The sequence below is a fragment of the Paenisporosarcina sp. OV554 genome (assembly GCF_003058165.1).
GTDB lineage: Bacteria > Bacillota > Bacilli > Bacillales_A > Planococcaceae > Paenisporosarcina.
Window position 1 is genome coordinate 20691 of sequence record NZ_QBUC01000002.1, and the last position, 26099, is coordinate 46789.

The window sequence follows — 26099 nt, forward strand, 5'->3', positions numbered from 1 at the left end:
ACTTTAGGAAGAAGCACTCTAAAGGGGGATAGGGGTAGAAGGATATAAGGTTTAGTTACATAGAAATATCGAATAAATGGTAGAGGATGATATAAGTCTTTAATATTGAAAAGGCACTTCTGTTTATGATTGTGTTACGACTTTTTGGAGGTAGTCTCGAGGTAACAGCTGCGTTATTAATGCTGAAATTTAATGATTTAGAAAAAGCTTTTTATATCAATACGTTACTAGCCTTAGTAGGTCCTTGTATATTAATCCTTACAACTGGAATCGGATTAGTAGGCCTAGCTGATAAAATCCCATTAACAAAAATGATTTGTCTCTTTAGTGGAATCTTGCTCATTCTGTTTAGTTTGAGATCCAATTGAAAGAGTGTGTCATACAATATCTCAATGAATATAAGAAAAAGGACCAATTCAGTTAAAATAACTGATTGGTCCTTATTTTTATACATGTAATATACAATTTTTACAGTAAGCTTATTCACTTGTCACAGATTGAATAACTTTTTGTCCGTCGATGATGACATAAGAAATAGTGATTTTTGTGCCTTCTTTTAAGTCTTCAAAATCAGGTTTTACTACTTCAGATAATCTCATGGCTTCCGGTTCATTTTGTTCATTTGTCACTTCAATTGAGTTTAAATCCTGAAGTCCTACATAGGTAACAGTAGCTTCCTCCACTTTTAATTTACCATTTGTTGAGCTTGAATCATCATTTACCGGTCCGTCCCATATCACTTTCGTAGATGCTTTCCAATCCTCTGCCTCATTGGCAGTTGACCATGCATTAAGCGTATAAGTTCCTGCTGGTAATTTAGATAGACCTTCTGTTGCGTCAATTTCCATCTCTAAGATTTCGCCGGGTTTTAGTGTTTTTTCTTGTAACATTTGTGTATACATCTTGTTTTTTGAATCTTGATAAACAACCGTTCCTTCACTATCAATTAGTTGATAATCGAAAAACATTGAACTATTCATCGACAAGGTAACATCTTCTGTTTTATCGTTTTTAAGTTGAAATATATATTGATGATTTCCATTCACTTCTTTTGTAAGCGCCGGAACAATAGAGCCAGCTACAATTCCATTATTTTCATTCTCAGAGCCTGTGTTGGCATCTTCATTTTCAGTTGTGTTTGCCGCTGTTCCACAACCTGCTAAAGCGATAGCGATAACCGCTGTCGATAGCACTTTCACAATCTTTTTCATCCTATAGACCACCCTTCATTTATACCAATTAGACCGTTTAATGTGGAGAAGAGTTACACTTGAATTTAATAAATTATGGAAAATGGAGATGAAATTGCATCTTCAGCCGCTTTATATGTAAATCAAGATGACGCTTCTTGCAGGGTGTGGCATTTGGGATTTAGTTCGTTGCTGTTTTATAGTAGGTTTATTGCATAAGGATATTGAGGGAGGAAAGTCGATGTATTCAAAATCTCAGTATGTTTTTCAGGAAGGTAAGCCAGTTTTAGCGATTGTACGTAATTATGGTGTGGATGATTTTGATGGCTTGATTGAGATTCAACGGGAAAGTTTCCCGCCACCTTTTCCTTCCGAGTTGTGGTGGAATCGGGAACAACTGTTGAGTCATGTGAAGCACTATCCGAAAGGGGCTATTTGTGTAGAAATTGATGGTGAGCTTGTGGGGTCAATAACAGGGTTATTGGTGGATTTCGATTCGGAAAATCCCTTGCATACATGGGAAGAAGTAACGGATTCAGGATATATTCGTACGCATCGGCCAGAAGGTAAGACTTTGTATATTGTCGATGTTAGCGTTAAGCCTGCTTTTCGTAAGTTGGATCTTGGAAAGCTTTTGATTCAGTCAATGTATGAGAGAGTGGTTGAGGATAGGTTAGACCGTGTGCTAGGGGGAGGACGAATGTCTGGATATCATCTGCATGCAGATGAACTTTCGCCAGAGAGTTATGTGGAAGCAGTCGTGGCGGGAGAGTTACGAGACCCGGTCATTTCATTCTTACTACGATGCGGTCGAACACCAGTCGCGTTGGTACCGAATTATTTGGAGGATGAAGAGTCATTGAATTATGGGTTGTTGATGGAATGGAGAAATCCGTTTATAGATTGAGGGAAGTGCAAAGAAAAGGACCTTCCCGCTGAGGAGAGGTCCTTTCAGTTATGTGGTCTTCAACGAAATCAAGGCCTCGTGAATCATTTGAAGTTTTGTTTCGACGCGATGCATTAAATAGAATGACACGAAAATCGGAAATCCTACTTCTTGGATTACGGTCAACCATTCGTTCATAAGTGGTTCCTCCTTTCCAAAAATGGCTGCGCACAATGTAACTTGTGGCAGCCATTTTAAAAATTATAAAAATGTATCGACTAACGATTAAAGTACCTGTCTAGCTCCAAGCGCCAGCTCGCACCTCAGCTTGGGTCCACAGGGTTTGGGTCATGAAAGCGTTGCGACAGGACGTCGCGAACATAGCCTTCCTTCCATAACCACGCGAAAGTAGGCTTTCGCATCGTTTCTTGCTCCTGCGGTTACTCGTCGCAAAGGGAACCATGCTCCTGCGGTTACTCGTCGCAAAGGGAACCATGCTCCTGCGGTTACTCGTCGCAAAGGGAACCATGCTCCTGCGGTTACTCGTCGCAAAGAGAACCATGCTCCTGCGGTTACTCGTCGCAAAGGGAACCATGCTCCTGCGGTTACTCGTCGCAAAGGGAACCATGCTCCTGCGGTTACTCGTCGCAAAGGGAACCATGCTCCTGCGGTTACTCGTCGCAAAGAGAACCTTGCTCCTGCGGTTACTCGTCGCAAAGGGAACCTTGCTCCTGCGGTTACTCGTCGCAAAGAGAACCTTGCTCCTGCGGTTACTCGTCGCAAAGGGAACCATGCTCCTGCGGTTACTCGTCGCAAAGGGAACCTTTCCAGTGCCAGTGTCGAGCTAGAGTGGCGCTTTCCGCTTTTCTCCTTATAATTCAGTTACGGTACGTTCAACAATACGAGATTGGTAAGCAGAGACAAGATTCGCACCATCTACGAAGAACGTGTTGCTTGCGAGTAATGCTTGCATGCCATTGTTAACTTCAGCAGCAGTTAAGTCCGCGCGAGGCTCATCAACAGAAATTGTGTACTTTTTACCTTGAGCTGTATCAAACAGCATTTCTAATACTTTTGCCATTGGTTATTTCCCCTTTCTAATTAGTTTTGGATGTTTCCAGTTTCAAGCTTTTCAGCAGCAAGTATTGGTCGGGAAGAGAATCCAGACAAAATATTTACGATCTCCCACAATTGATCACCAGTTGCGCTTTGCTTCACGTTTCGGTACGTTGAAGATTTCTTGATCACCTTACCATCAAGTGTCAAACCTGCATCAAACGTCAAACGAACCACGGCTTGCTTAAAGTCGATGATTGCCATGTTTACCACCTCCTTTCATTGCTTATATAGAAAGGACGTGGAAAAAAGGAGACAAGATAAGAAACTATTTTTAAGAAGATGTATTTTAAAATAAAAATAACTCATTTGGATACACTCAACTAAATGAGATTCCAAATGAGCTATTTACTGCTGAATCAATGGAACGACTGAATGATTCGGGTGATTGAACGTGCTTTCGAAAAGAGTTCACACCATAATATATCCTTTGACAACCATCTTTCCTTCGCACATTCCCTCAACTTTAAATCCATTTGTTTCATGTTCAATGTGTAAAGTGACTAACTCTCCAACGTAGACAGGCGATAAAAACGCAAGTTCATATTCTTTTGGGAAATTGGTCGATGTTAACAGTCCGTTTGATAAGACACTCCACACTTTTGCAGTAGTCAGCATTCCGTGAACGACTTTACCAGAAAAACCATACTTTTTCGCATAATTTTCATCCAAATGGATCGGATTATGATCGCCTGACAATTCAGCGTATCTTTTAACTTCTTGTTCTGTTATAAAAAATTGAAGTTCTTTCATAAAATTTCACCTGACACTATATGTGAAATGCCACTAAAACAAAGATTTCCGGTCGTATCATATAAGAGAAGCGTTTGCTTACTGAATGTATACTTTTTACGCACAACCACATCTGTAAGTGAAATAACTCCCGTATAAGTTTCGTTGATAAACATTTGCTGATGGTTAATACACTGTTGCTTCCTATGAATAACCGGAGGTTTCATCAACCACGGAATTTCGAATGACTGATAAACAGTCATTGGCATTGCTGGGGGAATCGGAATCGTTTGTAAACCGAATTTCCGCGCAGACTCTTCACTTTCATATATGGGATTAGAGTCACCTAGGATTCGGATATATTTTTGTACTTGTTCTTTATGAAAAATGAATGAAGTTTCTTTCGTTTTCATTTAATCACCTCAAATAATACCGCAACACCTAGCCCGCCTGCACTCCCAACAGAAGCAAGTACATAGGTCGCGCTTTTTCTTCTTTGTGCTTCGTAAAATAGCCGGGTAACTAGAATTGCACCAGATGCCCCGTAAGGATGCCCTGTTGTCAAAGCACCGCCGGATATATTTAGTTTTTCGTAGGGAATTGAAAGTTCTCGTGCGCAGGCTACCATTTTTGAAGCGAATGCTTCGTTTATTTCAAAAAGGTCGATATCCTTAATCGTTAAACTATTGCGGAGTAACAGATTCTTTATTGCAGGAACAGGGGAGATTCCAGGATAATCTGGGTGTATTCCGCTAACTTCACTATCAATAAAACGCAGAACGGGTTTCAAGTTGAGTTCGTTGGCAACTTCTTCTTCCATAACTACAACTGCTGCAGCCCCATCGTGAATACCACAGCTATTTGCAGCTGTAACCGTACCGTGCTCTTTTACGAAAAGTGGTTTCGCACGGTTTAACAAAGTTTCCATATTCCGTTCTTTATGAAATCCCTCATCAGTATTTACACCGTTGAATTGAATGATTTCTTGATTGTATAAACCTTCTCGATAAGCTGCCCAACTTCGTTTATAGCTTAAAAGTGCATAGTCATTCTGCATTTTTTTAGTAATCTTATATTTTTGAGCCACATTTTCTGCGGCTACGCCCATATCAGGATCACCTATGTGGTCAGGAGAAAATCGAGCTCTCTTAGGGTAGGGGGAAGTGCTTGTACTTTCTACCCCTCCTGCGATATAACAAATTCCTGCCCCGCCTTGAATATAATGACAAGCTGTGCGAATTGCTTCGAGACCCGAGCTGCATTGTCTGTCAATCGTAATCCCTGTTACTGATAAAGGAAGTCCTGCTTGGAGTGCGGACAAACGGGCTATATTTCCTCCAGGTCCTACAACATTTCCTAAAATAACTTCATTAAGTTCATTTTCAATTCCCAATGCCAGATGTCGAAGAAGGGGAGCTGCGAGATCATGAGGCTCAACACTTCCAAACATGCCGTCTTTTTTCCCGATTGGTGTCCGTTTCGCTTGTACAATAACTGCTCTCTTAATTCCTTTCCACCTCGTTTTCAATTAACTGTCGGGTTTGTACTCGTGCAATTTTTCCGCTTGTCGTGTGTGGCAACATGTCAACGAAATACCATTTACGCGGTTGTTTATAAACAGATAAATTTACGCGGCAAAGTTTTTTTAACTCCTTTTTGGGAGCATTTCCTTTAATAACGGCTATCGGTATTTGTCCCCAGTACGGATCGCTTACACCCAAGACTGCAACTTCCTCTACCTCCGGGTGAGCCATCAAAACCGTTTCGATTTCTTCAGGGAAAATATTAACCGCACCGAATAAAATCATATTCTTTTCTCTGCCAACTATGTGTAGAAAACCCAAGTCATCCATATATCCCATGTCATCCACGGTCACCCAACCGTTTTTATCGTGTATGGATTGAATATCTCTTGAATGTGGATGAATGTAACCCAAAAAAACCATGGAACTTCTGACAAATATTTTCCCGATTTGTCCAGTTTCGATAGCCTTTATATTGTCATTTCTAATTTCAATTTCTACATTATGGCAAGGTTTACCTACCGACCCAGGATGTATTTTATTTTCCTCATCACTTAAGACCGTTACATAACTTAGTTCGCTTGCACCGTAAAACTCAAACATCGATAAATAAAGGAATTGTTCGCGGATTTTTCGCTTTGAACTTTCTTCCCACTTCGCTCCAGATGATATAATCTTCAGCGGTTTGTTAACAAGCCTTTTTTCGGAAAGCATTGCTTCGATCATCGTTGGTACGACATATAAAACCGTAACAGGGAAGGTTTCAATATAATCCAATACTCGAACAGCTGAAAAATCTTCCATTAAATAAATCGTCCCACCCAAATACAAGGAACTCACCGCACCATAAAGAAAATGAGAATGAATAAGAGCACCTGGAATAATTACATAATCCGTTTCGTCCACGTGAAAGTCATTGAGGGTACATGAAAAACTAGCAACCCATGAATTATGGGAGCGAATAAAAGCTTTCGGAACACCAGTTGAGCCCGATGTGAAGCCCATATAAAAGGGCGTTTCTCCATCAATTTCTTTGTTCCATGAAGAATCATTTTCTTGGATTTGTCTTTGAGCATCTTCCCAAATGATGATGTTTAAATCCATGTTACTCAGACGTTTGGCCAATTTTTGAGTTGTAATTAAAACAGACGGGGAAGAAACCGCTAAACGTCGATCAAGTTCAGCGGTTTTCCATTTGGCATCAAACGTTGCAGCTACACACCCCGACATAGCCGCCCCTGTAAATAGTTGTAGAAAAGCGACACTGCTAGGCATGAAAATACCAACTGTTTTATTTGAATCGGTAATCGAGTCCAGCCAATTTGCCGTCCTACAAACAATCTTATGCCACTCTATGTTACTAATCGCATGGGATGTTGTCTGAATCGCAATTTTATCAGGATTCAACATTGCTTGAATTTTATAAGTGCTTGTAATCGTCGTCACGGCAATTCTCCTTTTTTAGAAAAAGGACGGCATTCTTTTGTCCATTATTTAACAACTACTGGTCTAGTGAAGACAGGATAATTCTGGAGTTTCAAAACAATCAAAGAAGCTAAAATTGCTTTTAATGTATCTCCAGGCAAATAAACAAGAGACATTTTAGCAGCAAGCAATAAATCGATATTCATAACGTAAGCCTGTACCGGTATACCAACCGTGTAAAGAACGACAATGCTTACAACCAAGTTTGTGATAAAAATATTTCGGAAGCTTAATTTCTTGAAACGGGAAAGGAAATAACCAATGAAGAATGCAGCTAATGGGTACGCTAACAAGAATCCTCCACTTGGGCCTACAAATACACCTAGTCCGCCTCTTCCTCCTGACAAAAGTGGGAGTCCTGTAGCAACAAGTAGTAGGAAGACGATTTGACTCATTGCACCTAAACGAGCCCCTAAAATTCCGCCGGCGAGAAGTATGCCAAGGGTCTGGAGTGTGATTGGAACTGGTGTAAACGATAGAAATATAGGGGGAATTAAACCTAATGCCCCCATAATTGCTGCAAATAATGCAACTTGTGTCATTTCACGAATATTCATGTGATGCCTCCAATTATATGTCTCGGTTAGTCAACACTTAGTGTAAGTGCCTCTAATGTTTTGTGTCAACATAAATATTATTTAAGTTAACACAAACGAGATAAAAGAAAGTTTAACATGATGAGAAGATCTACATATATGAAAGAAAGGACCTCCCATATGTTAGTCAACTTACGGAAGGTCTCTCAAATTGGTGTGAAATAAAAGTGTATGAAATTCAAAGTTAAAGTGACGTTACTAAAAGCTAGTTGTGTTCCTATTAAACTTCAAAATATAAATGCTTATGATTGCTGCAGGCTGGATTAAATGAACTCTGACAAGAAGGACATGAAGAATTACAAGATAAATATTCATTTACAGTAAGTTCAGTTCCACAAAAACCGCATAAAACTGCCTTTTGATGAAATTGAGCAATTGGCCAAACTTGTGGAGAGCTGCAGCCTAATTCTTCATGACAAGAGAAGCAAGGAAAATACGTATCGCAACAATAAAACTTGATCGCAATACGATCGATTTCAGTATGATAATGAAAGCAACGAGTTTCTTGATCGGTATCGTTTCCTTTTACGAGGTGTCCATGAATGAGCATTGGGTAATCTCCTTTTAACGGTGTTGATGTCATTTAACCATAATTTTAACAATGTGTCACACCACCTAAATAGGGTTTTCAGACGTCAACGTTCAAAAGTCAGACGTGAACCGCTATTTTTCAGACGTCAACGCCAAAAAGTCAGACTGAGCGTCCGCTCATCATGGCGAAACTCGTCCATCTGTCTGCAACGAGCAGGAAAAGACAGGATTCAGTGTCGAAATAGATGTAAAGTAGATTTACGAGGTGATGGGATGAACTGGATAGATGCATTGCAACGATCGATTGATTACCTGGAGAATCATTTGGAATCTCCTTTCAAAATGGAGGATGCCGCAGCGGAAGCCAACGTATCTGTATTTCATTTTCAACGGATTTTTCTGGTTCTGACGGACATGAGTGTGATGGAATATGTACGTCGCAGGCGATTGACTTTGGCTGCACAAGAACTTGCATTGACGAACGTGCGTGTGATTGAAGTCGCATTGAAATTCGGGTATGAGACACCGGAAGCTTTTGCGAAGGCGTTCAAGCGGCAGCATGGCATGTCGCCTTCGGAAGCACGCACTTCACAAAAAGGGTTCACTACCTATAATCGTTTGGTCATCTCTGTACAATTGAAAGGGGCGTTACCTATGAAGGTACGAATTGATGAAAAACAAGCATTACAAATTATTGGTGTTAAAAGAACTTTCTCGTTTGAAAATGGAGAAAATACGCGTGAGATTCCAAAAATGTGGGAAGAGGTACATCAAAACGGTGTGAATGACGAATTGGAATCGATGAACAATGGCGAAGTGAATGGAATGCTTGGAGTCTGTCGTATGATGGATTCTTCTACAAGTACCATGGAGTATTGGATTGCCACTGCCTATGAAGGAGACGAAGTATCTGAGCGCTATGAACGTTTGGAAATTCCAGCTGCGACTTATGCGATTTTTGAGGTAGTAGGTCCAATGCCTGAAGCAATACAATCGATGTGGGAAAAAATCTACAGTGAATGGTTCCCTTCAAGTTCATATCGTCCAAGTGGATCGGCTGAAATGGAAGTCTATACGCATGACGATGCCACTAAGGCCGATTATTATTCAGAGATTTGGATTCCTATCGTCAATAAGTAGAAAGCTAACTGTGACAAATCTTTGAAGACTCTATCAATAAAATCACTTGTACAAGACGGTATGTCTGTACACCTTACCCTTTGGCTCTCTATAATAAAAAGGTAGAGATCAGGAGGGGTTATAATGTCTGAAATACCACTAAAACGGTTTCGTTTCATGGGATTATTGGAAGGTAGTTCACTTTTAATCTTATTATTCTTGGCCATGCCATTAAAATATTTCTTTGGATTTCCGGAAGCAGTGAGAGTCGTTGGTTCGATTCATGGATTTTTATTTGTAAGTTATTGTTTATTCATTGCCTATATGACTTTTATCGTAAGATGGCCGTTTTTGTATAGTGTCATTGCAGTCATAGTCGCTTTCATCCCATTTGGGAATATTCTGTTCGATCGCAAACTAAAAAAATTAAAAACCGTCTGAACACCTTAGGATTTCTTTTCCTATGGGTGTTTTTTTTGTATATATCATCTCACAAGTTTCTACTACTGAATGGAACATTTCATCCTTTTTCGAAAAAAGTCATGATGAACGAAGAAAAGAATCACACAGGCAGTTACAAAGCAGATAAGGCAACAGATAAAGCACAAAAAGAGAGACACGAAGCAGATCCTTATTGATCTATTCATACCTTGGTTATTATCAATTTAAGTGCATATGAATAACCTCCCCAGAATATTAGAAGATATTGAGGGGGGGTTGTGTGTCTATTATGTTGTTCGTTAAATATTCTGAATACCAATTGACTGTATATATCACGACGTGATATAGTCATGTTGTGACATAGTAAAAAAATAGTGAGTGGTGACACAGATGAAAATTGAAAAAATATCAAAAAAATATATTCCAATGACGGAGACGGCATTTTATATTTTATTGTCTCTAACTATCCCTCGCCATGGTTACGGCATTATTAAACATGTAGAAGAATTAACGGTTGGACGGTTAGTTCTTGGATCGGGAACGATTTACGGTACATTGACGAAGATGCAGCGTGATGAAATCATAACGGTCTATGCAGATGAAAAGAGAAAAACAATTTATGAAATTACAGATGTAGGAAAAGAGTTAATGCGCCATGAGATAACTCGATTAAAAGAATTGCATGTGAATGCTTTGATGTATGAGGGGGAATTCAAATGACAACAAAGAAGTGGAGACCGTTGTGGAGTTATGATACAGAGAAGACGGAGCCCTGGTTATCGAAACTCTCAGCACAAGGCAATCGATTGATTAGCGTCAATCGAATCACTCGAATGTTTACCTTTGAACAAGGTCCTGCTGAAGATGTTCAATTTCAAGTTGTTTACGATAAATCCAGAAAAACCTTGTCTAAAATTATGACGGAATCAAACTGGGTAGATGTACACTCGACAGGCAATTGGAGATTTTTGAAAAACGAAAGTAAAGAAATTACTATATACCCTTCACGTGAAGGACTTCTGAAGAGGAACAGGATTCAATTCTATGCATTGGCTGGACTTGCAATGTTTTGTGTAATGCCATTCTTAATGATGCTCATGTTGATATGGACCTTATTAACAGATATCAATTCTGTTGAACCGAGCCCTTATTGGTGGATAACGGGCTTTTATTTCTTGCTGATCCTATTAGTGTTGTCCCTTGCTATTATTATTACAATTAAGTTAAAGGCGTTTGAACGGAAATACTTCAATTCAGCTGTAGATGATAATGAAGCTTCAGGAAAAACATTTACGAAGTGGAAATTTGGCTGGATGTATGAGCCAGACAAGTTGGAAAAGTGGTTATCGGAGATGGCTGCCGAAGGCAATCATTTGATCCGAGTCGGGAATCCAGCTACCAGATTCATTTTTGAAAAAGGTGTTCCGAAACAGGTATCCTATGTATTAGATTTTCAAATAAAAACAACGCCATCATATGCTGGTATTCATAAAAGTGCAGGTTGGCAACTGAAGTACAAATCACCTTATTCGTTTACGAAATACTCTTTATGGGCGCAAGAGTATGCTAAGGGAGAAGAGATACCGAGATTTCCGTATGACTCTAAAGAGCAGAAATCTCAAGTTCGAAAGGCTACGCTATCTAGTATAGGGATTGTCGTTTATACATTTGCATTTATTGCTTATATTTTATATTTAAAATTAAACTTTCAACAAGAATATGGTTGGGGATTATTCGATAAGTTTATTGTGGTGATATTAATTCTTTCGCTGCTCTCACCATTATTAATCATTCTCAAAACGTTGAAATTTGCAATAAGAATGAGGAAGTTAAAATAATCTAATAAAAGCCATTCCTAGTTTGAATTGAAAATTAGGAATGGTTTTTTTATCTGCATTTTATGAAACCAAAACCACCTATTTCATGACCATATTCCTTCGTCCATGGAATTTATCATGTATACTTATACTTAATTTGGAAATCTCTTTTAGCTTAAAATAATAGTAAAATATACGTAAGAAATCTATTAAAATACATGGACCGAATGAATGACGAGAGGAGCTTATTATGAAGTTATTTCACACTGCCGATTGGCATTTAGGAAAGCTTGTTCAAGGTGTTTCAATGACAGAAGAACAACGATTTGTGTTGCAACAATTTATTGAGGCGATTGCTGAGGAAAAACCAGATGTAGTCATCATTGCGGGAGATTTATATGATCGAGCAGTGCCGCCTACGGACGCGGTGAATTTGTTAGATGAAGTACTTGAAACGATTGTCTTGAAATTAAAAACGCCAGTCATCGCGGTTTCGGGAAATCATGATAGCCCAGGTCGTTTGAATTTTGGTAGCCGATTGATGAAATCGAATGGACTTTATATTACGGGTCAACTGAAAAAGGATATGGAACCAATTGTGATACAAGATGAATTTGGAGAGGTTCATTTCCATTTAGTTCCTTACGCTGATCCGTCTCAAGTTCGTCATGTTTTAGATGATGAACAGATTCGCACGCATGATGATGCAATGAAGAAAATGGTCGCACATATCGAGTCTTCTATGGATTCTACTAAAAGACATGTGTTGGTAGGACACGCGTTTGTGACACCTCACGGTGAAGAAGAGGAAAACACGAGTGATTCGGAGCGTCCGCTCGCAATTGGTGGAGCTGAGTATGTAAGTGCATCACATTTTAAAAACTTCCACTATACGGCACTCGGACACTTGCATCAAGCGCATTATGTATTGAATGAGACCGTTCGCTATTCGGGCTCTCCCTTAAAATATTCAATTTCAGAAGAGCATCATCAAAAAGGATTCCATATCGTTCAAATGGACGAGCTCGGAAACGTCAGTGTAGAAAAGCGTTTACTGATACCTAATCGAGATATTCGAACGGTTGAAGGGAAAATGGAAGACATTTTACTTCAAGAGATGAATCACGATTATGTCTTTGTGAAACTGTTGGATGAAACGCCGATTTTATTTCCAATGGAAAAGATACGTTCCGTTTATCCAAATGCGATGCATGTAGAACGTAAAATTTTGTCTGCTACCAAAGACAATGAAGAAAGCACTGTAGGTTCACGCAGTAAAATGGACGACTTAGCGCTATTTAACGCTTTCTATGAAGAAGTAAAAGGGGTACAGGCTTCTGAGGAAACAGAGCTCATTTTTAAAGAAGTGCTTCAAGAGTTTTTGTTAGAACAACAAGAAATCACTAGCCCTCATAAGAAAGAAGGGTTGAAAATATGAGACCCATTTCCTTGAAAATGACCGCTTTTGGTCCTTATAAACATACAGAAATCATAGATTTCAATGAACTTCAGGGCAATCAATTATTTGTCGTATCCGGCAGTACCGGAGCTGGGAAAACAACCATTTTTGATGGAATTTGCTTTGCCTTATATGGATCCGCAAGTGGTTCAGACCGTAGTGAATCACGTATCATGCGTAGTGACTTTGCAGAGGATAATGTCCATACATCTGTCGAACTAGAATTTGAAATTCATCATCGGACGTTTCGAATCCTGCGCCAAATGGGGCATGTGAAAAAAGGCAATAAAGGAGCGACGGGCGAAAAATATGAGTTTTATGAAAAATTAATAGACCGTGAAGTTCCGTGTGTTGAACGACAAATCGTGTCAGAAATAAATGTAAAAGTCGAAGAAATTATTGGCCTAACACAAAATCAATTTATTCAAATTGTCATGCTTCCACAAGGTGAATTTCGAAAGCTGTTAACTTCTGAGACAGAAAACAAAGAAGATATACTACGGAAAATCTTTAAAACAGAGCCCTATAAAATGATTAGTGAGCGTCTTAAGAAAAAGAAAACACTTGTTGAAGAGGAACTGAAAATTGAGCAACGGACGACTAATAGTTACATTCAAAATATCGGTGCATCGTTTCCGCAACGAGAATCTGCCATTTTTGAGGTGCTAGCTCAAGATCATTACAATATTCACCAAGTCATTGCGGGATTGGAAGAAGAAGCTACTTATTATGAAGAGAAAATTCGCCAAGATCACAATAAATACGAAGAAGCTTACCAGAAACACACAAGCAAGTCAGGTGAATTCCATCAAGCCAAGAGCTTAAATGAACGATTTGATGAATGGGAAACGAAGGAACAGAAACTGCATACTCTGACTGAGCAGGTGCCTTTATTCGAAGGCAAAGAGAAGCAGCTTGAAAAAGCGGAGCGTGCAAGCGTAATCGAAGGAATCGAACGACACTATAAAGAACTTCAAAAAGAAGTATTTGAAAAACAGCAGCTTTGGAATGGAGCGGTCACATCCGAGGCGAAAGCGAAGGCGAATCTGGAGCAGGTGAACATTCACTATATTCAACAAGAGAATAAGCACATAGAGCGTGAAAAATTAAGCGAGTCGCTCGTTCGTTTGATCGATTTCTTGCCAATTGTGAAGGATATGACCTTAAAAGAGTCTGAGTTAAAAGTATTAGAACGTGAAGTGGTCAAATTATCTGCAAACCTTCAGACAATCGAGCAACAAGTAATCGCTAAAAATGACTCCGTTACTGCGTTGAGGTTGGATCTGGATATGCTCGATAATCAGTTGATCCCGTTTGATGATAAGTTCCAAGAACTAAGTGAGTTAAATGAAAGATGCAGAGTGTTAAAAGAGTTTCTTTCAATTCAGCAATCGATGCGCGCACTAGGTGCTGAAACACTTGAAAAAGAACAACATTATAATGTGGTGAAAAAAGAGTACACGACGCTTGAAAATGAGTGGTTTGCAAATCAAGCACGTGTTTTAGCGGCCCATTTACATGACGGAGAAGCTTGTCCGGTATGTGGTAGTGTGGAGCATCCAAATAAGAACGAGCAAGATCAAACCGTGGCTCCTTCAAAAGAACAACTGGAGCAAGTGAAATCGACATTGAATCTTGTTGACAATGACTATCGAAATACTTTAGCAAAACAACACGCTTTGATGGCTCAACTCTCGAGCAAAGGTGAAGAAATAGCGGGATTCGGAGTAGTTGTAGAGCAGGCGGGTGAGGTCTATAAAACATTGGACGAATGTCGTCTTAAACTTGATGTTGAGGTCAACCAAATGCGAAAAGATAAAGATTTACTTCGTAAAATAAAACAACAACACCAAGATCAAATGCTTATGGTACAAGAGCTAGATGCCAAAAAAGTAGAAACAACGGCTACTTACCAAGAAGCGCAATCAACTTACGAAAAAAGCAAAGCCATTTTCGAAGATAAGCTACAATCCATTCCAACCGAAGTTCGCGTTTTATCGCAATTAGAACAACAAATTCGCGAGACAACTGAACGTAAAATCAATCTGGAGAATGCTTGGAAAGCGGTGCAACAGCAACTTCAAGAAGCTAGAGAACAACACTCTTCATCAGTGTTGACCATAGCGCACACTGAACATGCTCTTCAAGAAACAAAGGCTAAACAAGAAAAAGCTGATGTTGCATTTAGGACGGCACTCGAGTCCTCGGCTTTTGAATCAGAAGAAATTTACCAACAAGCGAAGTTAAGAGATTCAGAAAGAGCCACTTTAAAAGAGCAAATTATGGCGTTTAAACAAGCTCGACATACACTGATTGAACAAGTTGGTGACTTGGCAGTGAGACTTGCAAACAAAACGAAAGTTGATTTAAACGATTTGCAGAATGAACTGGCTACATTGAAGCTTATATATGAGAAGGCGTTACAGGAAGTAAATCAATCAAATGATTACAAAAAAGCAGCGAGTAATCTAATCACGAACATACTGGCATCTAGTAAAAAGGCAATTGCGAAGGAACAAGAATTCAATCAAATCACCGACTTGTATGATGTGATTAGAGGACAGAATAGCTTGAAGATTTCATTCGAGCGATACTTGCAGATTGAATACCTCGAACAAATTATTGTCTCGGCGAACGAACGATTAAAGAATTTATCAAATGGCCAGTTCCATTTAATTCGAAGTGAACGTCAAGAATCTAGAGGGAAACAAAGTGGATTAGGATTAGACGTATATGATGCTTATACCGGTCAAACACGCGACGTCAAAACGCTTTCAGGTGGAGAGAAATTTAATGCTTCATTGTGCTTGGCACTCGGCATGGCGGATGTTATTCAAAGCTTCCAAGGCAATGTTTCAATCGACACCATGTTTATTGATGAAGGTTTTGGTTCATTGGACGAGGAATCTTTAAATAAATCAATTGATACCCTGATTGACCTTCAAAAATCAGGCCGTATGATTGGTGTTATTTCTCATGTTCAAGAATTAAAAACTGCTATCCCAGCGATTTTAGAAGTGACAAAATCGAAAGAAGGCTATAGCGAGACTCGATTTATTATTAAGTAAATAGACTCGGGCCGGATTTCTAGGAGAAAGCAGGTGGCATCGTTGACGAATTTCACGCCATTTCCGATTATTGAAACTAAGCATTTACTATTAAGAAGAATTACACATGGTGATACGAATGATATGTTTGAGATGCGAAGAGATCCCAGGATGTATGAATATTTAAGTACTAAAGTAGATCGAAATACTGAAGAAACAAAAGCTTATATTGATAAAATGAACCTAGGAATCGATGAAGATAAATGGGCTATCTGGGCAATTGAACATAAACAATCAAACAAAGTGATTGGAACTATTTGTATCTGGAATATTAACAAGGATGAGGAAAGTGGAGAAGTGGGTTATGGAATTATCCCCGATTATCAAGGTCAAGGTTTAATGAAAGAGTCATTAGTTAGTGTTATCGCATATGGTTTTGAAGAGATGAAGTTAAAAGTACTGGAAGCGTATACAGAAGAGCGCAATGATAAATCCATTAAACTCTTGGAGTCTTGTAAATTCGTTGAGGTTACTAGAGTTGAAGAAGCCGGAGATATGAATAACCAGGTATTACGGATGGTAGTGTTTCGATTATTAGCACAACAAGCTTGAAAGTTACGGCAAATATAAACCAGTATCTCTTAGAGGTACTGGTTTTTTGTATGCATATTTGCTTGATGTATTAATGACAATTCGTTTTCTAGGCAATTTTACACATGACGACTTTAGTGGTTATTAAGTCCTTGTACTTGTAATAATTGGAAGTTATGGCAGTTGTAGATGAAATAAATATCGGTAATAATTACCACCATTTCCTGTATAGTAAGCATGCTATACTCGAAAAATGTTAAACAAAATACTTAACTGCCCCTTCGTAGCCGTTAATATAATAAATGAGTTGATAATTTTACATATTTTTACATAGTAGACCTTACCAAAAAATATTTCAGATTTTGTAACAAGTGCAAGTAAAATATACCAATCAATTAATCGTGAGGAGATGAACTATCATTAAGAAACTTACAAAGATTTTGGTTCTATCATTTATTTTCGTGCTTTCTTTTTCAGGCGTCGCAGGAGCAACATATCCAGTACATAAAGGTGATACATTAAATGGCATTGCTTATAAATACAGAATGGGCTATCAGGATTTGCGATCACTAAATCCGCAAATCAAAAATCCTAATCAATTATATATCGGACAATCTATTGTTGTTAGAACTCCGAATAAAGCTTCAGATCTTGTAGACTATGCAAAGGTTCTTAAAACACAAACGAAATACGTGTATGGAGCAGACTATAGCCTTGCGCCTTACAAGGCAGATTGTAGTAGTTGGACGAAGCATATTTATGCTAAATTCGGCGTGAAATTACCTAGAACTAGCCGTGAGCAATCACACATTGGAAGATCCATAAAATTCAAGGATATGAAAAAAGGGGATTTAATGTTCTTTGCGAGTAGTGGTAAAACTATTACACACGTAGGAATCTATATGGGGAATGGGATGTGGATTAGCAATCTAAACACGGCAAAGAGTGTGCAAACTTTTTCTATCTGGGGACCATGGACACAACAACACTTTATGTGGGCACAGAGAGTCTTATAATATTCATCCATCAGTTTATGTAATATGTTACCATTAGAGCAATTGGTAGATGCGCAGATGTAACGACAGCTGGTATGAAGAGAGATGATTATGATGACAGAAGGATGGAAACTAAACGAAGGAACAGTCAGTTATCATCCTGTTTCAGAAGATCAGCTGTGGTCAGTTTTCATGAAAACTCTCTCTTCTCAATCAATGAAGACGACCTCCTATAAGTTCGCCGTGTTGCGAGGGATTTTAGAGAATCTTTACAAAACGAATGATGAGCAAGAATTGAATTTCAATCAACTAGCGGAATCATTTGCGAAGCTATACTGGAATTTAGTCATTCGTAATGGGTATTCTCAAGGGCATCAAGCCCAAATTGAAAAAGAGTTAAAGGAATTTCAATATGAATACCAGATTCCAAGTGGAGTGTCATTTGATTCGATTCAAGAAAATCGACAGCGCGACTTGATCAAGCGTATTGAGAGTAAAGTAATTAGAAGGTACGTAGTCGGAGCGTTATTTGCGGATACAGAAGGTCTTGTTTACGGGTTCTCAAAGAAAGAACGCAAACTCACGTTGACACCATCTTGTTATGAATTTTTATTGAAATATCAAACGAATATTTTTAAGTTAATTAACTATGAATTAGCAAAGTTTTTGCAAAAAAAGAATCCTAGCTTAACGCATGGGATACTACTAGAAGAAATTGAAAACATTACACAACGTGAATCGTTGCAGCAATTCCAACAAATGATTGTGACGCATTCAGGAGCTACATGTTTTTATACAGATAGACCATTACACGTTGCAAAACGTTCAATTGCAGTGGATCATTTTGTTCCCTGGAGTTTTGTCCACAGTGACGAATTGTGGAATTTTGTCCTGACATCTTCATCACTCAATTCCAGCAAAGGCAGCGAATTACCAGCTGAGCGCTTTCTCAATAAATTGGATGAGCGAAATCAATGGTTTAAGAAAACAGGTGACGTTTATGTTAAACAATACATGGAAACTTACGACTTCCATCAATTTGTGAAGTTGTATGAGTATGCCGAGTTGAATGGATTTGAGAAGGGCTGGGCTCCTTAAACAAACTTTCAATTGAAATAGTGCCTATGAATAAGAAAAAAGAAATCCAGCGACTCTTAGAGTTACTGGATTTTTTGAGTATTTTTTTATTCATGATTTTATGGTGCTTGAGAATTAACGTGTATCTTCTTTGTCAACTTCAGTTTCTTCTTTATCCAGGTGATAAATGGGTGCACCTTCACCGACCATATCTAGAGAAGCATTAAAATCCTTGTTTTGACGCAATTCCATTTCCTTTGGGTCCACATGTTCAGGTTTCATCGTCAAACTCTCCTCGATATAGTTTTTTAGAAATAGTATATGAAAGTTGTCAGCAAATAATTACTAACTGAAAAATGGAAATGATATACTATTAGCGATTTTTCCATTAAGTGCCAACAAGGAATGTTACTATGTATGTCGATTAGGTAGTAAGTGTTCTAGAAGAATTTTCTGAGCTAAAACGAAAAGAAAGCACACAAAATCGTTCAACATATTATTTTCCTAACCGTCCGATTCGCAAAAAAACATATAATTGATGTTATTTCATTTGAAGAGCAAAAATAACTAATATAAATAGATCGACGGCAAACTTGCTTAGTTAATCATCAGCTGATTTAAACCAAATTATCTACTTAACGTTACACTCAAATAAGTTTTAAAAAACCCAGTGGTAGTATCTATCACTGGGTTTAGTCTATCTATTTTACTCAAAACATAAATCGGTGCATTTTATATAAGAAGGATTTGCGCAGTAGTTGTAGAATACCTAATGAAATACACTTCTCCAATGAAATAATGGAGTGGAAATTTTAAGGAGGTTAATATGACTATTAAGCGACTTGATGAATATCGAAAATTTAATATGAATCTTGTAGATTTGCAACAACAACAAGCTTTAAAGCGTTACATTGAACGTTCGGTTGAACGTGAACGAATTGCTAGTGAACTGCAAGGTAAAAATCCTTTTGAAGTAGATACTCCTGAGCGAGTGGCACTGCGTAAAGCGATTATTGATCCCCGTGATAGCCTTGCAATTGAGCGTATTATTGGTCGAGAAGATCTATTTCCTATTTCTTATCTTGAAGCAGGTCTAAAAGCAGCCACTTCTGTTTGTAGAATCGAGATTCGAAATTCTATAGGTAGAGTTCTCGGATATGGAACAGGATTTCTTGTCTCACCTTCTTTATTACTTACAAATAATCATGTCTTGGAAAACTACGATACGGCTCATTTCAGTGTTGCGCAATTCAACTACGAAGTGGATCTTGATTTAAATGAACGTTTGAAGAAAAGCTTTCGATTAACGCCAGAGCGTTTCTTTATAACAGATCAGAAGCTTGATTTCACATTAGTCGCTATAGAGGAAGTGTCTGAAGATGGCACAAAAGTGAGTGATTTTGGGTTCTTGCCTCTCATCTCGCAAACGGGCAAAGTATTGGTTGGTGAATGTGTATCAATTATTCAACATCCTTCGGGTGAATACAAAGCTGTAGCAATTAGAGAGAATCAAATTTTGGATGTATTTGACGATTATATTCACTATTCGACAGATACTATGCCTGGATCCTCCGGTTCACCTGTATACAATGACGAATGGATTGTAATTGCCCTCCACCATGCTGGAGTTCCAGATCCTAAAAATCAGACTGAATTTATTGCCAATGAAGGAATTCGCATCAGTGCGATTGTCCAGTTTGTTGTAAAGAAAGGCGAAAGTTTAAATGATGAGCAGAAATTGTTAATTAATGACCTTGTGCAGGCGCGGGATGTGACCAAAGAAAAATCTGATGAGATGATAGTGGAGGAGTTAAGCGACTCATGGTATGAAGGTTCGACCGGTTATGATACTAAGTTTCTTGGTGATAATCATGAAATTCCGCTTCCGACATTCCGCTCTGATATTGAACAGGATATTGCTCAGTTAAAAGACGGCAGCAATGTGCTCCATTATACGCATTTTTCCATCGTCATGAGCAAGTCACGCCGATTAGCCTATTTTACGGTAGTAAATATTGACGGAAACCAATTAATAGACATTGAACGTAATGATAAATGGTATCTCGATCCTCGAATCGAAACTGAGTACCAGTGTGGTCCTGAATTATATAAAAATAATGATCTTGATCGGGGACATCTTGTCCGCAGGAGAGATCCTGTTTGGGGAGATACAGCTGAAAAAGCGAATAGGAATACCTTCCATTTTACAAATTGTGCTCCCCAGCACAGTAATCTAAATCAAAAAAACTGGTTGGAGTTGGAGAACTATATTTTAGACAATGCTGAAAACTGGAATCTTAAAGTGACAGTGTATACAGGTCCGGTTTTTAGGGTGGATGACATTGTTTACAGAGGAGTTCAAATACCTGCTGAGTTTTGGAAAATTGCTATTATGGTTAAAGAAGATGGCAACCTATCCGCAACTGCTTATTTGCAGACTCAAAAAAATCTTATCGAGAATCTGGAATTTGCCTATGGTGAATATAAAACTTATCAAGTACCAATAACAAAAATTGAAGCGATAACAGGGCTTGATTTTGGTTGTTTACGTAATAACGACCCAATCAATCAATTAGAATCAACGATTGGTCACGTCATTGAGACATCTGAGGATATAAAATTCTAGACTACAAAGTAAAAGCCGATGAATTCCTTATCGTAGGGAATCATCGGCTTTTACCATTAAGAAATTATGACATATACGTAAGTGAATACTTGAAGTATACTAATTAGTTGAAATCCAATTCTTTTTTACTTTCTGCACTTTTTGGAAAATATTGCTGAAATTTGTTTATTGTGTGACAATATAACCAATTAGACTTTTTTTAAGGGGAAGAACAATGAAAATTCACATTGGTTTATACCGTGTTTTGCCGTTTTTATATTTAATGATTGGTCCAATTTGGTTTATTGGTTTAGATTATTTATTAAGCATTTCAAACTTTTCTACTGAAAAGGTGCTTTTCTTGGATATATTCAAAAACCTATTGTTCGTTTTCTTCACTGCTATTTTGATATTTATTTTATTAAGAAATTTAAAAAATTCAAACCAAATTGAAGAAGAAAAAGAGAAGCTTACTTTATTAATCGATACAATGCCCGACTGTATTTCATTCAAGGATGGAGAAGGAAGGTGGCTCCAAATAAATAAATTTGGTGCTCAGTTATTTGAATTAGAAGGCGTCGATTACAAAGGGAAAACAGACAGAGAAGTGGCGAAATACACAGATTTTTATCACGATGCGTTGATTTACTGTATTGAATCAGACGAAGAAGCGTGGAAAGCAGGGAAGGTTAGTCGTTGTGAAGAAACAATTCCTTTGAGAGATGGTTCAAGCAAAATTTTTGATTCATTCAAAATGCCTCTTTTTAATGATGATGGTTCCAGAAAAGGGTTAGTAGTTATCGGAAGAGAAATTACTGCTTTAAAAGAAACTGAGCGTAAGTTAAGGCAATCAGAAAAGATGTCTGTTTTAGGTGAACTAGCAGCGGGTATTGCTCACGAAATACGAAACCCTCTTACGACTATTAAAGGTTTTTTACAAATGGGTCAAGTGAAAACAATTAAATTGGATCAACATATTGACGTGTTGGTTGATGAAATTAATCGAATTAATAATATTGTTAACGAACTTTTGGTTATAGCAAATCCTACAGATGTTATATTTACTAACCACAAAATAAATACAGTTGTGAGAGACGTCGTTGAAATGTTATCGATTGAAGCATCGTTAAATAATATTCAATTAAACGTGATTGATAAAGATCAATTCAATACATATTGTAATGAGAGTAAGTTAAAACAAGTGTTTATCAATATAGTGAAAAACGCTCTAGAAGCAATCTCAAGTGATGGTGAGATAACGATTACAATAGCTGATGAAAATGAGGACTATTTCTCCATTAATTTTGAGGATAATGGTTGCGGAATCGCAGAAAACCATTTAAAACACATTGGTGAGCCTTTTTATAGTGTAAAAGAAAACGGGACTGGCTTAGGAATGACAGTTTGTTTTAGCATTATTGAAACACACAAAGGTTCTATCCACATAACGAGCCAGGTTAACTCTGGAACTAGCGTTGAAGTATTGTTACCAAAGTCGAAAGTTTAAGCCTTATCGAAACAATCAAAGATGAACAAAAGACGATTTAGCCTGAAAAAAAGGGCAAATCGTCTTTTGTTTTTTGCTCAAATATAACCAGATAGATAGGCAATAATGATTAATCGATTCCGAAAATTATTATGAAAGTATATTTGATATACTATCTTTTAACATAGCCAATAAATTAACGGAGGGGATTAGATTGAGCCGTGAAGAAAAAATAACTAGCGTACTAGAAAATATGCATAAAGTAGAAGTAATGGATAAGTATATAAAATCATTTGGTAACAAGGTAAGAGGAGAAGAAATACGTGCAGCTGTAAAAGAAGTTTTTGGTGCTGATTTAAATTACACATCAGAAAAAAATTATGGTAGCCAATTGTCCAACTATAATACCTCTGTCATGGAGAGTCTACGTACTTCATTAAATGTTGATTCTAATTCATCCGAATTAGATACTCAAATTATGGCTATGACAAAAAATGAAGTAATGGATCGTTACATTGAGGTTCATGATTATTCTCTAACAGGAGCTCAGAGTAGAGTCCTAATCAATCAAATATTCGGAGTAAATTTGGACGGGATTTCTAGTTTAGAACATTCAAAGGTATCCATTTATTCTAAAGGACAATGGATTTTACAAGGAGACACGGATCTATTAATTGTATCTTCAAGTCTAGATGATGTAGAGCTTTATATAGCTACAACTGACTATTTTGAGGTAACTTCTGGGTCAAAACAGTTCCCTGAGTCTTTAAAACAAAAATTACTCAGCAGTGGATTTAGTTATGACGCTGACCTAAATCAATACGTTTATAGAAATCCAACAAATGAATCTGTACCAGATGCTTTTAAAGGCCAAGTTTTAGGAAGTGTATTAGGAACAATAGCTGAGTTAACTACCTAAAAGTGAATCAAGTTCATTTTTTACCATTCGAAGATAAGCAGTTACCAGGAAGATTTTTTCTTTTTTGTAGCATTGGAAGCATTACATATCCTTACTTAAACTTATTTGTCTGGATATGCGAAGTTTCTATGCAAGTTGTGCGGCAGCTGACCTTGGATTAGAGGTGATGAAAGAAGCAATCGGCATCATTAAAAAAATTAGAACAAAAAGGTAGTGTGGTGCTCGCAGCATCTCCTCGAATGAAAAAAGAGATGGTGTGAAAATAGGTACACGGCTGTTTGAATACCGAACCATCCAGAGATTTGTTTTTTATTTACGTCTAATCACTAAGTTATTTCGATGTAGTTTCTACGACTTCTGTGGTAATACATGTCAGGTCAATCATCGGATTGTTGCCATATTAAATTCTTCATCAAAACAAGTATTGACGCTATCATTAGTGAATGTTGTGTATTTCAAATTACATATTTATACTTGAATAGTGTGAAGTTTTCTATACCCACAAAATTAAATATCTGAATATTATGAATTGATAGGAGAGGGAAATATGAAACTAGGAGCATTTTCTGTAAGTTTAAGTGTAAAAGACATTAATAAATCAAAATCATTTTACGAAGACCTAGGATTTCAAGTCTTTGGAGGGGAAATTACTCAAAATTGGCTTATTATGAAGAATGAAAGTTGCGTAATTGGACTATTCCAAGGGATGTTTGAAAATAACATTCTGACTTTTAATCCAGGGTGGAATCAAAATGCCGACAATCTCGATTCGTTTACGGACATTCGAGACCTTCAAAAGCAGCTTAAAGCAAAAGGAATTCAAATGCTGACTGAAGCAGATGAATCAAGTGTAGGTCCTGCAAGTTTTACAATTGAAGATCCAGATGGTAATTCTATTCTTGTGGATCAACATGTGTGAATAAGTGATAATAAGAAGGACATTTTTGGGTGATTCGCTCATAGTCGACAAAGAAACGCTCATAGTCGACAAAAATTCGCGCATAGAGCACCAAATAACTTCCCATATAACATAAAACCAACACCCCACTAGAGATAACTACTAGTGGGGTGCTTTTATTGAACTAAAACGGGTGAGAAAAACTCCTTATAAAGCTCTTTTAGTATTTTCGTTTCGTCTTTTTTAAGGACCCCGAATACAAGACTAACTTCGGAGGAACCTTGATTGATCATTTCGATATTGGCACCAGTACGGGAAATAGCTGCTGTGGCTCTAGCGGCCAATCCGGTTGTGTTTTTCATGCCTTCACCAACGAGAACGACCATAGAGAAATTGCTGTGGATATTGACCTCGTCTGCATGCAATTCGTTTTTTATACGATGAACTACGCGAGCTTCTTTTTCAGTGTTTAACTGGTGGCTGCGCAAGATGACGGATAGGTTATCGATTCCAGAAGGGGTATGTTCATATGAAATCTCTTCATCTTCAAGAATTTGCAACAGTTTTCGTCCAAACCCGATTTCCCGATTCATTAAATATTTGCTGACAAAAAGTGTGGAGAACCCACTGTCTGCAGATATGCCGGTAACCGGTCGGAAAGAATGCTCTCGCTTTGCGACAATCATCGTTCCCGCAGCTAGCGGATTGTTGGTGTTTTTTATGCAAACTGGAACTGACTCTTTAAATGCAGGCATCAGCGCTTCATCGTGAAGAACCGCGAATCCTGCGTAGGACAACTCTCGCATTTCACGGTATGTCATTTTGTGAATTTCTTCAGGGTTTTCAACAATACTAGGATTGGCCGCAAACACACAATCTACATCTGTGAAGTTTTCATATAGGTCGGCTTTTATCGCAGCTGCTAAAATCGAGCCGGTAATGTCAGAGCCTCCTCGCTCAAATGTCCGCAGTTCGTCTTTACTTGTATAACCAAAGAATCCGGGAAAGACGCTAATCGCCGACTTATCCTTTAAAGCCGATAATCTGTTGTAGGATTCTGGTAGCGCCTGTACGCGTTCTGGGAAATCATTAACCAGCAAGCCCGCATCTTTTGGATTTATGTATTCTGCAAGTAAGCCAATGGAAGTTAAATAAACAGCGACAAGCTTTGCTAAATTATCTTCACCACTCGCTTTTAATTGATCGAAGAATAATCCTGGATTGCCTTTATCCGATGCGAGTCGGTTGCGCAGATCCAATTCAATAATGTCGAGAATTTCCTTACCCAACTCAAGACCATTAGCAATTTGAGCGTATCGATCGATTACGTTGCTCAAGTAATCTTCGACATCTTCGTTACAAAGTGCAGCTTGTGACAGACTAATAAGCATATCGGTTACTTTTACATCGTTGTCATACCTTTTGCCAGGAGCTGAAACCACGACAATTTTTCTTGAAGGGTCTGCTTTTAGAATGGCCGCCACTTTTTTGATTTGTTGTGCACTTGCTAGAGATGTACCTCCAAATTTACATACTTTCATCGTTATCAACTCCCATCTTTCTTTCATTTAAAGGGTTGTTTTAAT

The 26099-nt window shown here is 38.0% G+C and carries 28 protein-coding genes; 15 read left to right on the top strand and 13 right to left on the bottom strand.

The window, feature by feature from the left end; genetic code table 11:
• Positions 1–104 precede the first annotated feature (104 nt).
• The gene (locus C8K15_RS02280; RefSeq protein ID WP_108584810.1) at positions 105–368 is read left to right on the top strand and encodes a YqhV family protein; all 264 of its coding nucleotides are present in this window, start codon (positions 105–107) and stop codon (positions 366–368) included.
• A gap of 111 nt (positions 369–479) precedes the next feature.
• Here C8K15_RS02280 and C8K15_RS02285 read toward each other — a convergent pair whose 3' ends face one another.
• The gene (locus C8K15_RS02285; RefSeq protein ID WP_108584812.1) at positions 480–1211 is read right to left on the bottom strand and encodes a BsuPI-related putative proteinase inhibitor; all 732 of its coding nucleotides are present in this window, start codon (positions 1209–1211) and stop codon (positions 480–482) included.
• Between the two features lie 220 nt (positions 1212–1431).
• Between C8K15_RS02285 and C8K15_RS02290 the strand changes: the two genes are divergently transcribed.
• Positions 1432–2097, top strand: coding sequence for a GNAT family N-acetyltransferase (locus C8K15_RS02290; protein ID WP_108584813.1), 666 nt, complete (start codon positions 1432–1434; stop codon positions 2095–2097).
• A 48-nt stretch (positions 2098–2145) separates the two neighbouring features.
• Here the strand turns inward: C8K15_RS02290 and C8K15_RS02295 are convergent, their stop codons facing one another.
• The 10 genes from C8K15_RS02295 to C8K15_RS02340 form a co-directional block, all read right to left on the bottom strand.
• On the bottom strand, positions 2146–2274 hold the full coding sequence (locus C8K15_RS02295) for a YvrJ family protein (RefSeq protein ID WP_081697192.1): 129 nt from the start codon (positions 2272–2274) through the stop codon (positions 2146–2148).
• A 150-nt stretch (positions 2275–2424) separates the two neighbouring features.
• Positions 2425–2892, bottom strand: a complete 468-nt coding sequence (locus C8K15_RS02300) for a hypothetical protein (RefSeq protein WP_146173632.1) — start codon at positions 2890–2892, stop codon at positions 2425–2427.
• Positions 2893–2947: 55 nt separating this feature from the next.
• Positions 2948–3157 carry a DUF2922 domain-containing protein gene (locus tag C8K15_RS02305; protein ID WP_108584816.1) on the bottom strand — a complete coding sequence of 70 codons (210 nt, stop codon included), beginning with the start codon at positions 3155–3157 and terminating at the stop codon, positions 2948–2950.
• 20 nt (positions 3158–3177) lie between these two features.
• On the bottom strand, positions 3178–3396 hold the full coding sequence (locus C8K15_RS02310; RefSeq protein ID WP_108584818.1) for a DUF1659 domain-containing protein: 219 nt from the start codon (positions 3394–3396) through the stop codon (positions 3178–3180).
• 207 nt (positions 3397–3603) lie between these two features.
• Entirely contained in the window at positions 3604–3945 is a 342-nt protein-coding gene (locus tag C8K15_RS02315) for a MaoC/PaaZ C-terminal domain-containing protein (RefSeq protein WP_108584819.1), read from the bottom strand.
• On the bottom strand, positions 3942–4337 hold the full coding sequence (locus C8K15_RS02320; protein ID WP_108584821.1) for an FAS1-like dehydratase domain-containing protein: 396 nt from the start codon (positions 4335–4337) through the stop codon (positions 3942–3944). The genes C8K15_RS02315 and C8K15_RS02320 overlap by 4 nt, the downstream gene beginning before the upstream one ends.
• Positions 4334–5431: an acetyl-CoA C-acyltransferase gene (locus tag C8K15_RS02325; protein ID WP_108585052.1), complete on the bottom strand. Its 1098-nt coding sequence runs from the start codon at positions 5429–5431 to the stop codon at positions 4334–4336. Before C8K15_RS02325 ends, C8K15_RS02320 begins: the two co-directional genes overlap by 4 nt.
• Positions 5427–6893, bottom strand: coding sequence for an AMP-binding protein (locus tag C8K15_RS02330; RefSeq protein ID WP_108584822.1), 1467 nt, complete (start codon positions 6891–6893; stop codon positions 5427–5429). Before C8K15_RS02330 ends, C8K15_RS02325 begins: the two co-directional genes overlap by 5 nt.
• A gap of 44 nt (positions 6894–6937) precedes the next feature.
• Complete coding sequence (locus C8K15_RS02335) at positions 6938–7489, bottom strand: biotin transporter BioY (RefSeq protein ID WP_108584824.1); 552 nt, start codon at positions 7487–7489, stop codon at positions 6938–6940.
• A gap of 259 nt (positions 7490–7748) precedes the next feature.
• Positions 7749–8111, bottom strand: coding sequence for a CHY zinc finger protein (locus tag C8K15_RS02340; protein WP_233260357.1), 363 nt, complete (start codon positions 8109–8111; stop codon positions 7749–7751).
• 221 nt (positions 8112–8332) lie between these two features.
• Here C8K15_RS02340 and C8K15_RS02345 point away from each other — a divergent pair, with 221 nt between their 5' ends.
• From C8K15_RS02345 to C8K15_RS02385, 9 genes are all read left to right on the top strand, one after another.
• Positions 8333–9199: an AraC family transcriptional regulator gene (locus C8K15_RS02345; RefSeq protein ID WP_108584827.1), complete on the top strand. Its 867-nt coding sequence runs from the start codon at positions 8333–8335 to the stop codon at positions 9197–9199.
• A gap of 123 nt (positions 9200–9322) precedes the next feature.
• Entirely contained in the window at positions 9323–9619 is a 297-nt protein-coding gene (locus C8K15_RS02350) for a DUF3817 domain-containing protein (RefSeq protein WP_108584828.1), read from the top strand.
• Between the two features lie 390 nt (positions 9620–10009).
• Positions 10010–10339, top strand: a complete 330-nt coding sequence (locus tag C8K15_RS02355) for a PadR family transcriptional regulator (RefSeq protein ID WP_108584830.1) — start codon at positions 10010–10012, stop codon at positions 10337–10339.
• Positions 10336–11457: a DUF2812 domain-containing protein gene (locus C8K15_RS02360; protein ID WP_108584831.1), complete on the top strand. Its 1122-nt coding sequence runs from the start codon at positions 10336–10338 to the stop codon at positions 11455–11457. Before C8K15_RS02355 ends, C8K15_RS02360 begins: the two co-directional genes overlap by 4 nt.
• A 229-nt stretch (positions 11458–11686) precedes the next feature.
• Positions 11687–12874 (top strand): exonuclease SbcCD subunit D, encoded by a 1188-nt coding sequence (locus tag C8K15_RS02365; protein WP_108584833.1) that lies wholly within the window; start codon positions 11687–11689, stop codon positions 12872–12874.
• Positions 12871–15963: an AAA family ATPase gene (locus C8K15_RS02370; RefSeq protein WP_108584834.1), complete on the top strand. Its 3093-nt coding sequence runs from the start codon at positions 12871–12873 to the stop codon at positions 15961–15963. Before C8K15_RS02365 ends, C8K15_RS02370 begins: the two co-directional genes overlap by 4 nt.
• A 33-nt stretch (positions 15964–15996) precedes the next feature.
• Entirely contained in the window at positions 15997–16554 is a 558-nt protein-coding gene (locus tag C8K15_RS02375; protein WP_233260358.1) for a GNAT family N-acetyltransferase, read from the top strand.
• A gap of 419 nt (positions 16555–16973) precedes the next feature.
• A complete protein-coding gene (locus C8K15_RS02380; RefSeq protein WP_108584835.1) occupies positions 16974–17549 on the top strand; it encodes a C40 family peptidase in 576 nt (191 codons plus the stop codon).
• 93 nt (positions 17550–17642) lie between these two features.
• On the top strand, positions 17643–18626 hold the full coding sequence (locus tag C8K15_RS02385; RefSeq protein ID WP_108585054.1) for an HNH endonuclease domain-containing protein: 984 nt from the start codon (positions 17643–17645) through the stop codon (positions 18624–18626).
• Between the two features lie 114 nt (positions 18627–18740).
• Here C8K15_RS02385 and C8K15_RS20525 read toward each other — a convergent pair whose 3' ends face one another.
• Entirely contained in the window at positions 18741–18887 is a 147-nt protein-coding gene (locus C8K15_RS20525) for a hypothetical protein (RefSeq protein WP_199224048.1), read from the bottom strand.
• Positions 18888–19431: 544 nt separating this feature from the next.
• Between C8K15_RS20525 and C8K15_RS02390 the strand changes: the two genes are divergently transcribed.
• From C8K15_RS02390 to C8K15_RS02410, 4 genes are all read left to right on the top strand, one after another.
• Positions 19432–21231, top strand: coding sequence for a DNA/RNA non-specific endonuclease (locus tag C8K15_RS02390; RefSeq protein WP_108584836.1), 1800 nt, complete (start codon positions 19432–19434; stop codon positions 21229–21231).
• 214 nt (positions 21232–21445) lie between these two features.
• Positions 21446–22717 carry an ATP-binding protein gene (locus C8K15_RS02395; RefSeq protein WP_108584837.1) on the top strand — a complete coding sequence of 424 codons (1272 nt, stop codon included), beginning with the start codon at positions 21446–21448 and terminating at the stop codon, positions 22715–22717.
• Positions 22718–22910: 193 nt separating this feature from the next.
• Positions 22911–23615 carry a hypothetical protein gene (locus C8K15_RS02400; protein ID WP_233260359.1) on the top strand — a complete coding sequence of 235 codons (705 nt, stop codon included), beginning with the start codon at positions 22911–22913 and terminating at the stop codon, positions 23613–23615.
• A 547-nt stretch (positions 23616–24162) separates the two neighbouring features.
• The gene (locus C8K15_RS02410) at positions 24163–24534 is read left to right on the top strand and encodes a VOC family protein (protein ID WP_108584839.1); all 372 of its coding nucleotides are present in this window, start codon (positions 24163–24165) and stop codon (positions 24532–24534) included.
• Between the two features lie 155 nt (positions 24535–24689).
• On the opposite strand, the gene C8K15_RS02415 is transcribed toward C8K15_RS02410, so the two are convergent.
• A complete protein-coding gene (locus C8K15_RS02415) occupies positions 24690–26054 on the bottom strand; it encodes an aspartate kinase (protein ID WP_108584840.1) in 1365 nt (454 codons plus the stop codon).
• Between the last annotated feature and the right edge of the window lie 45 nt (positions 26055–26099).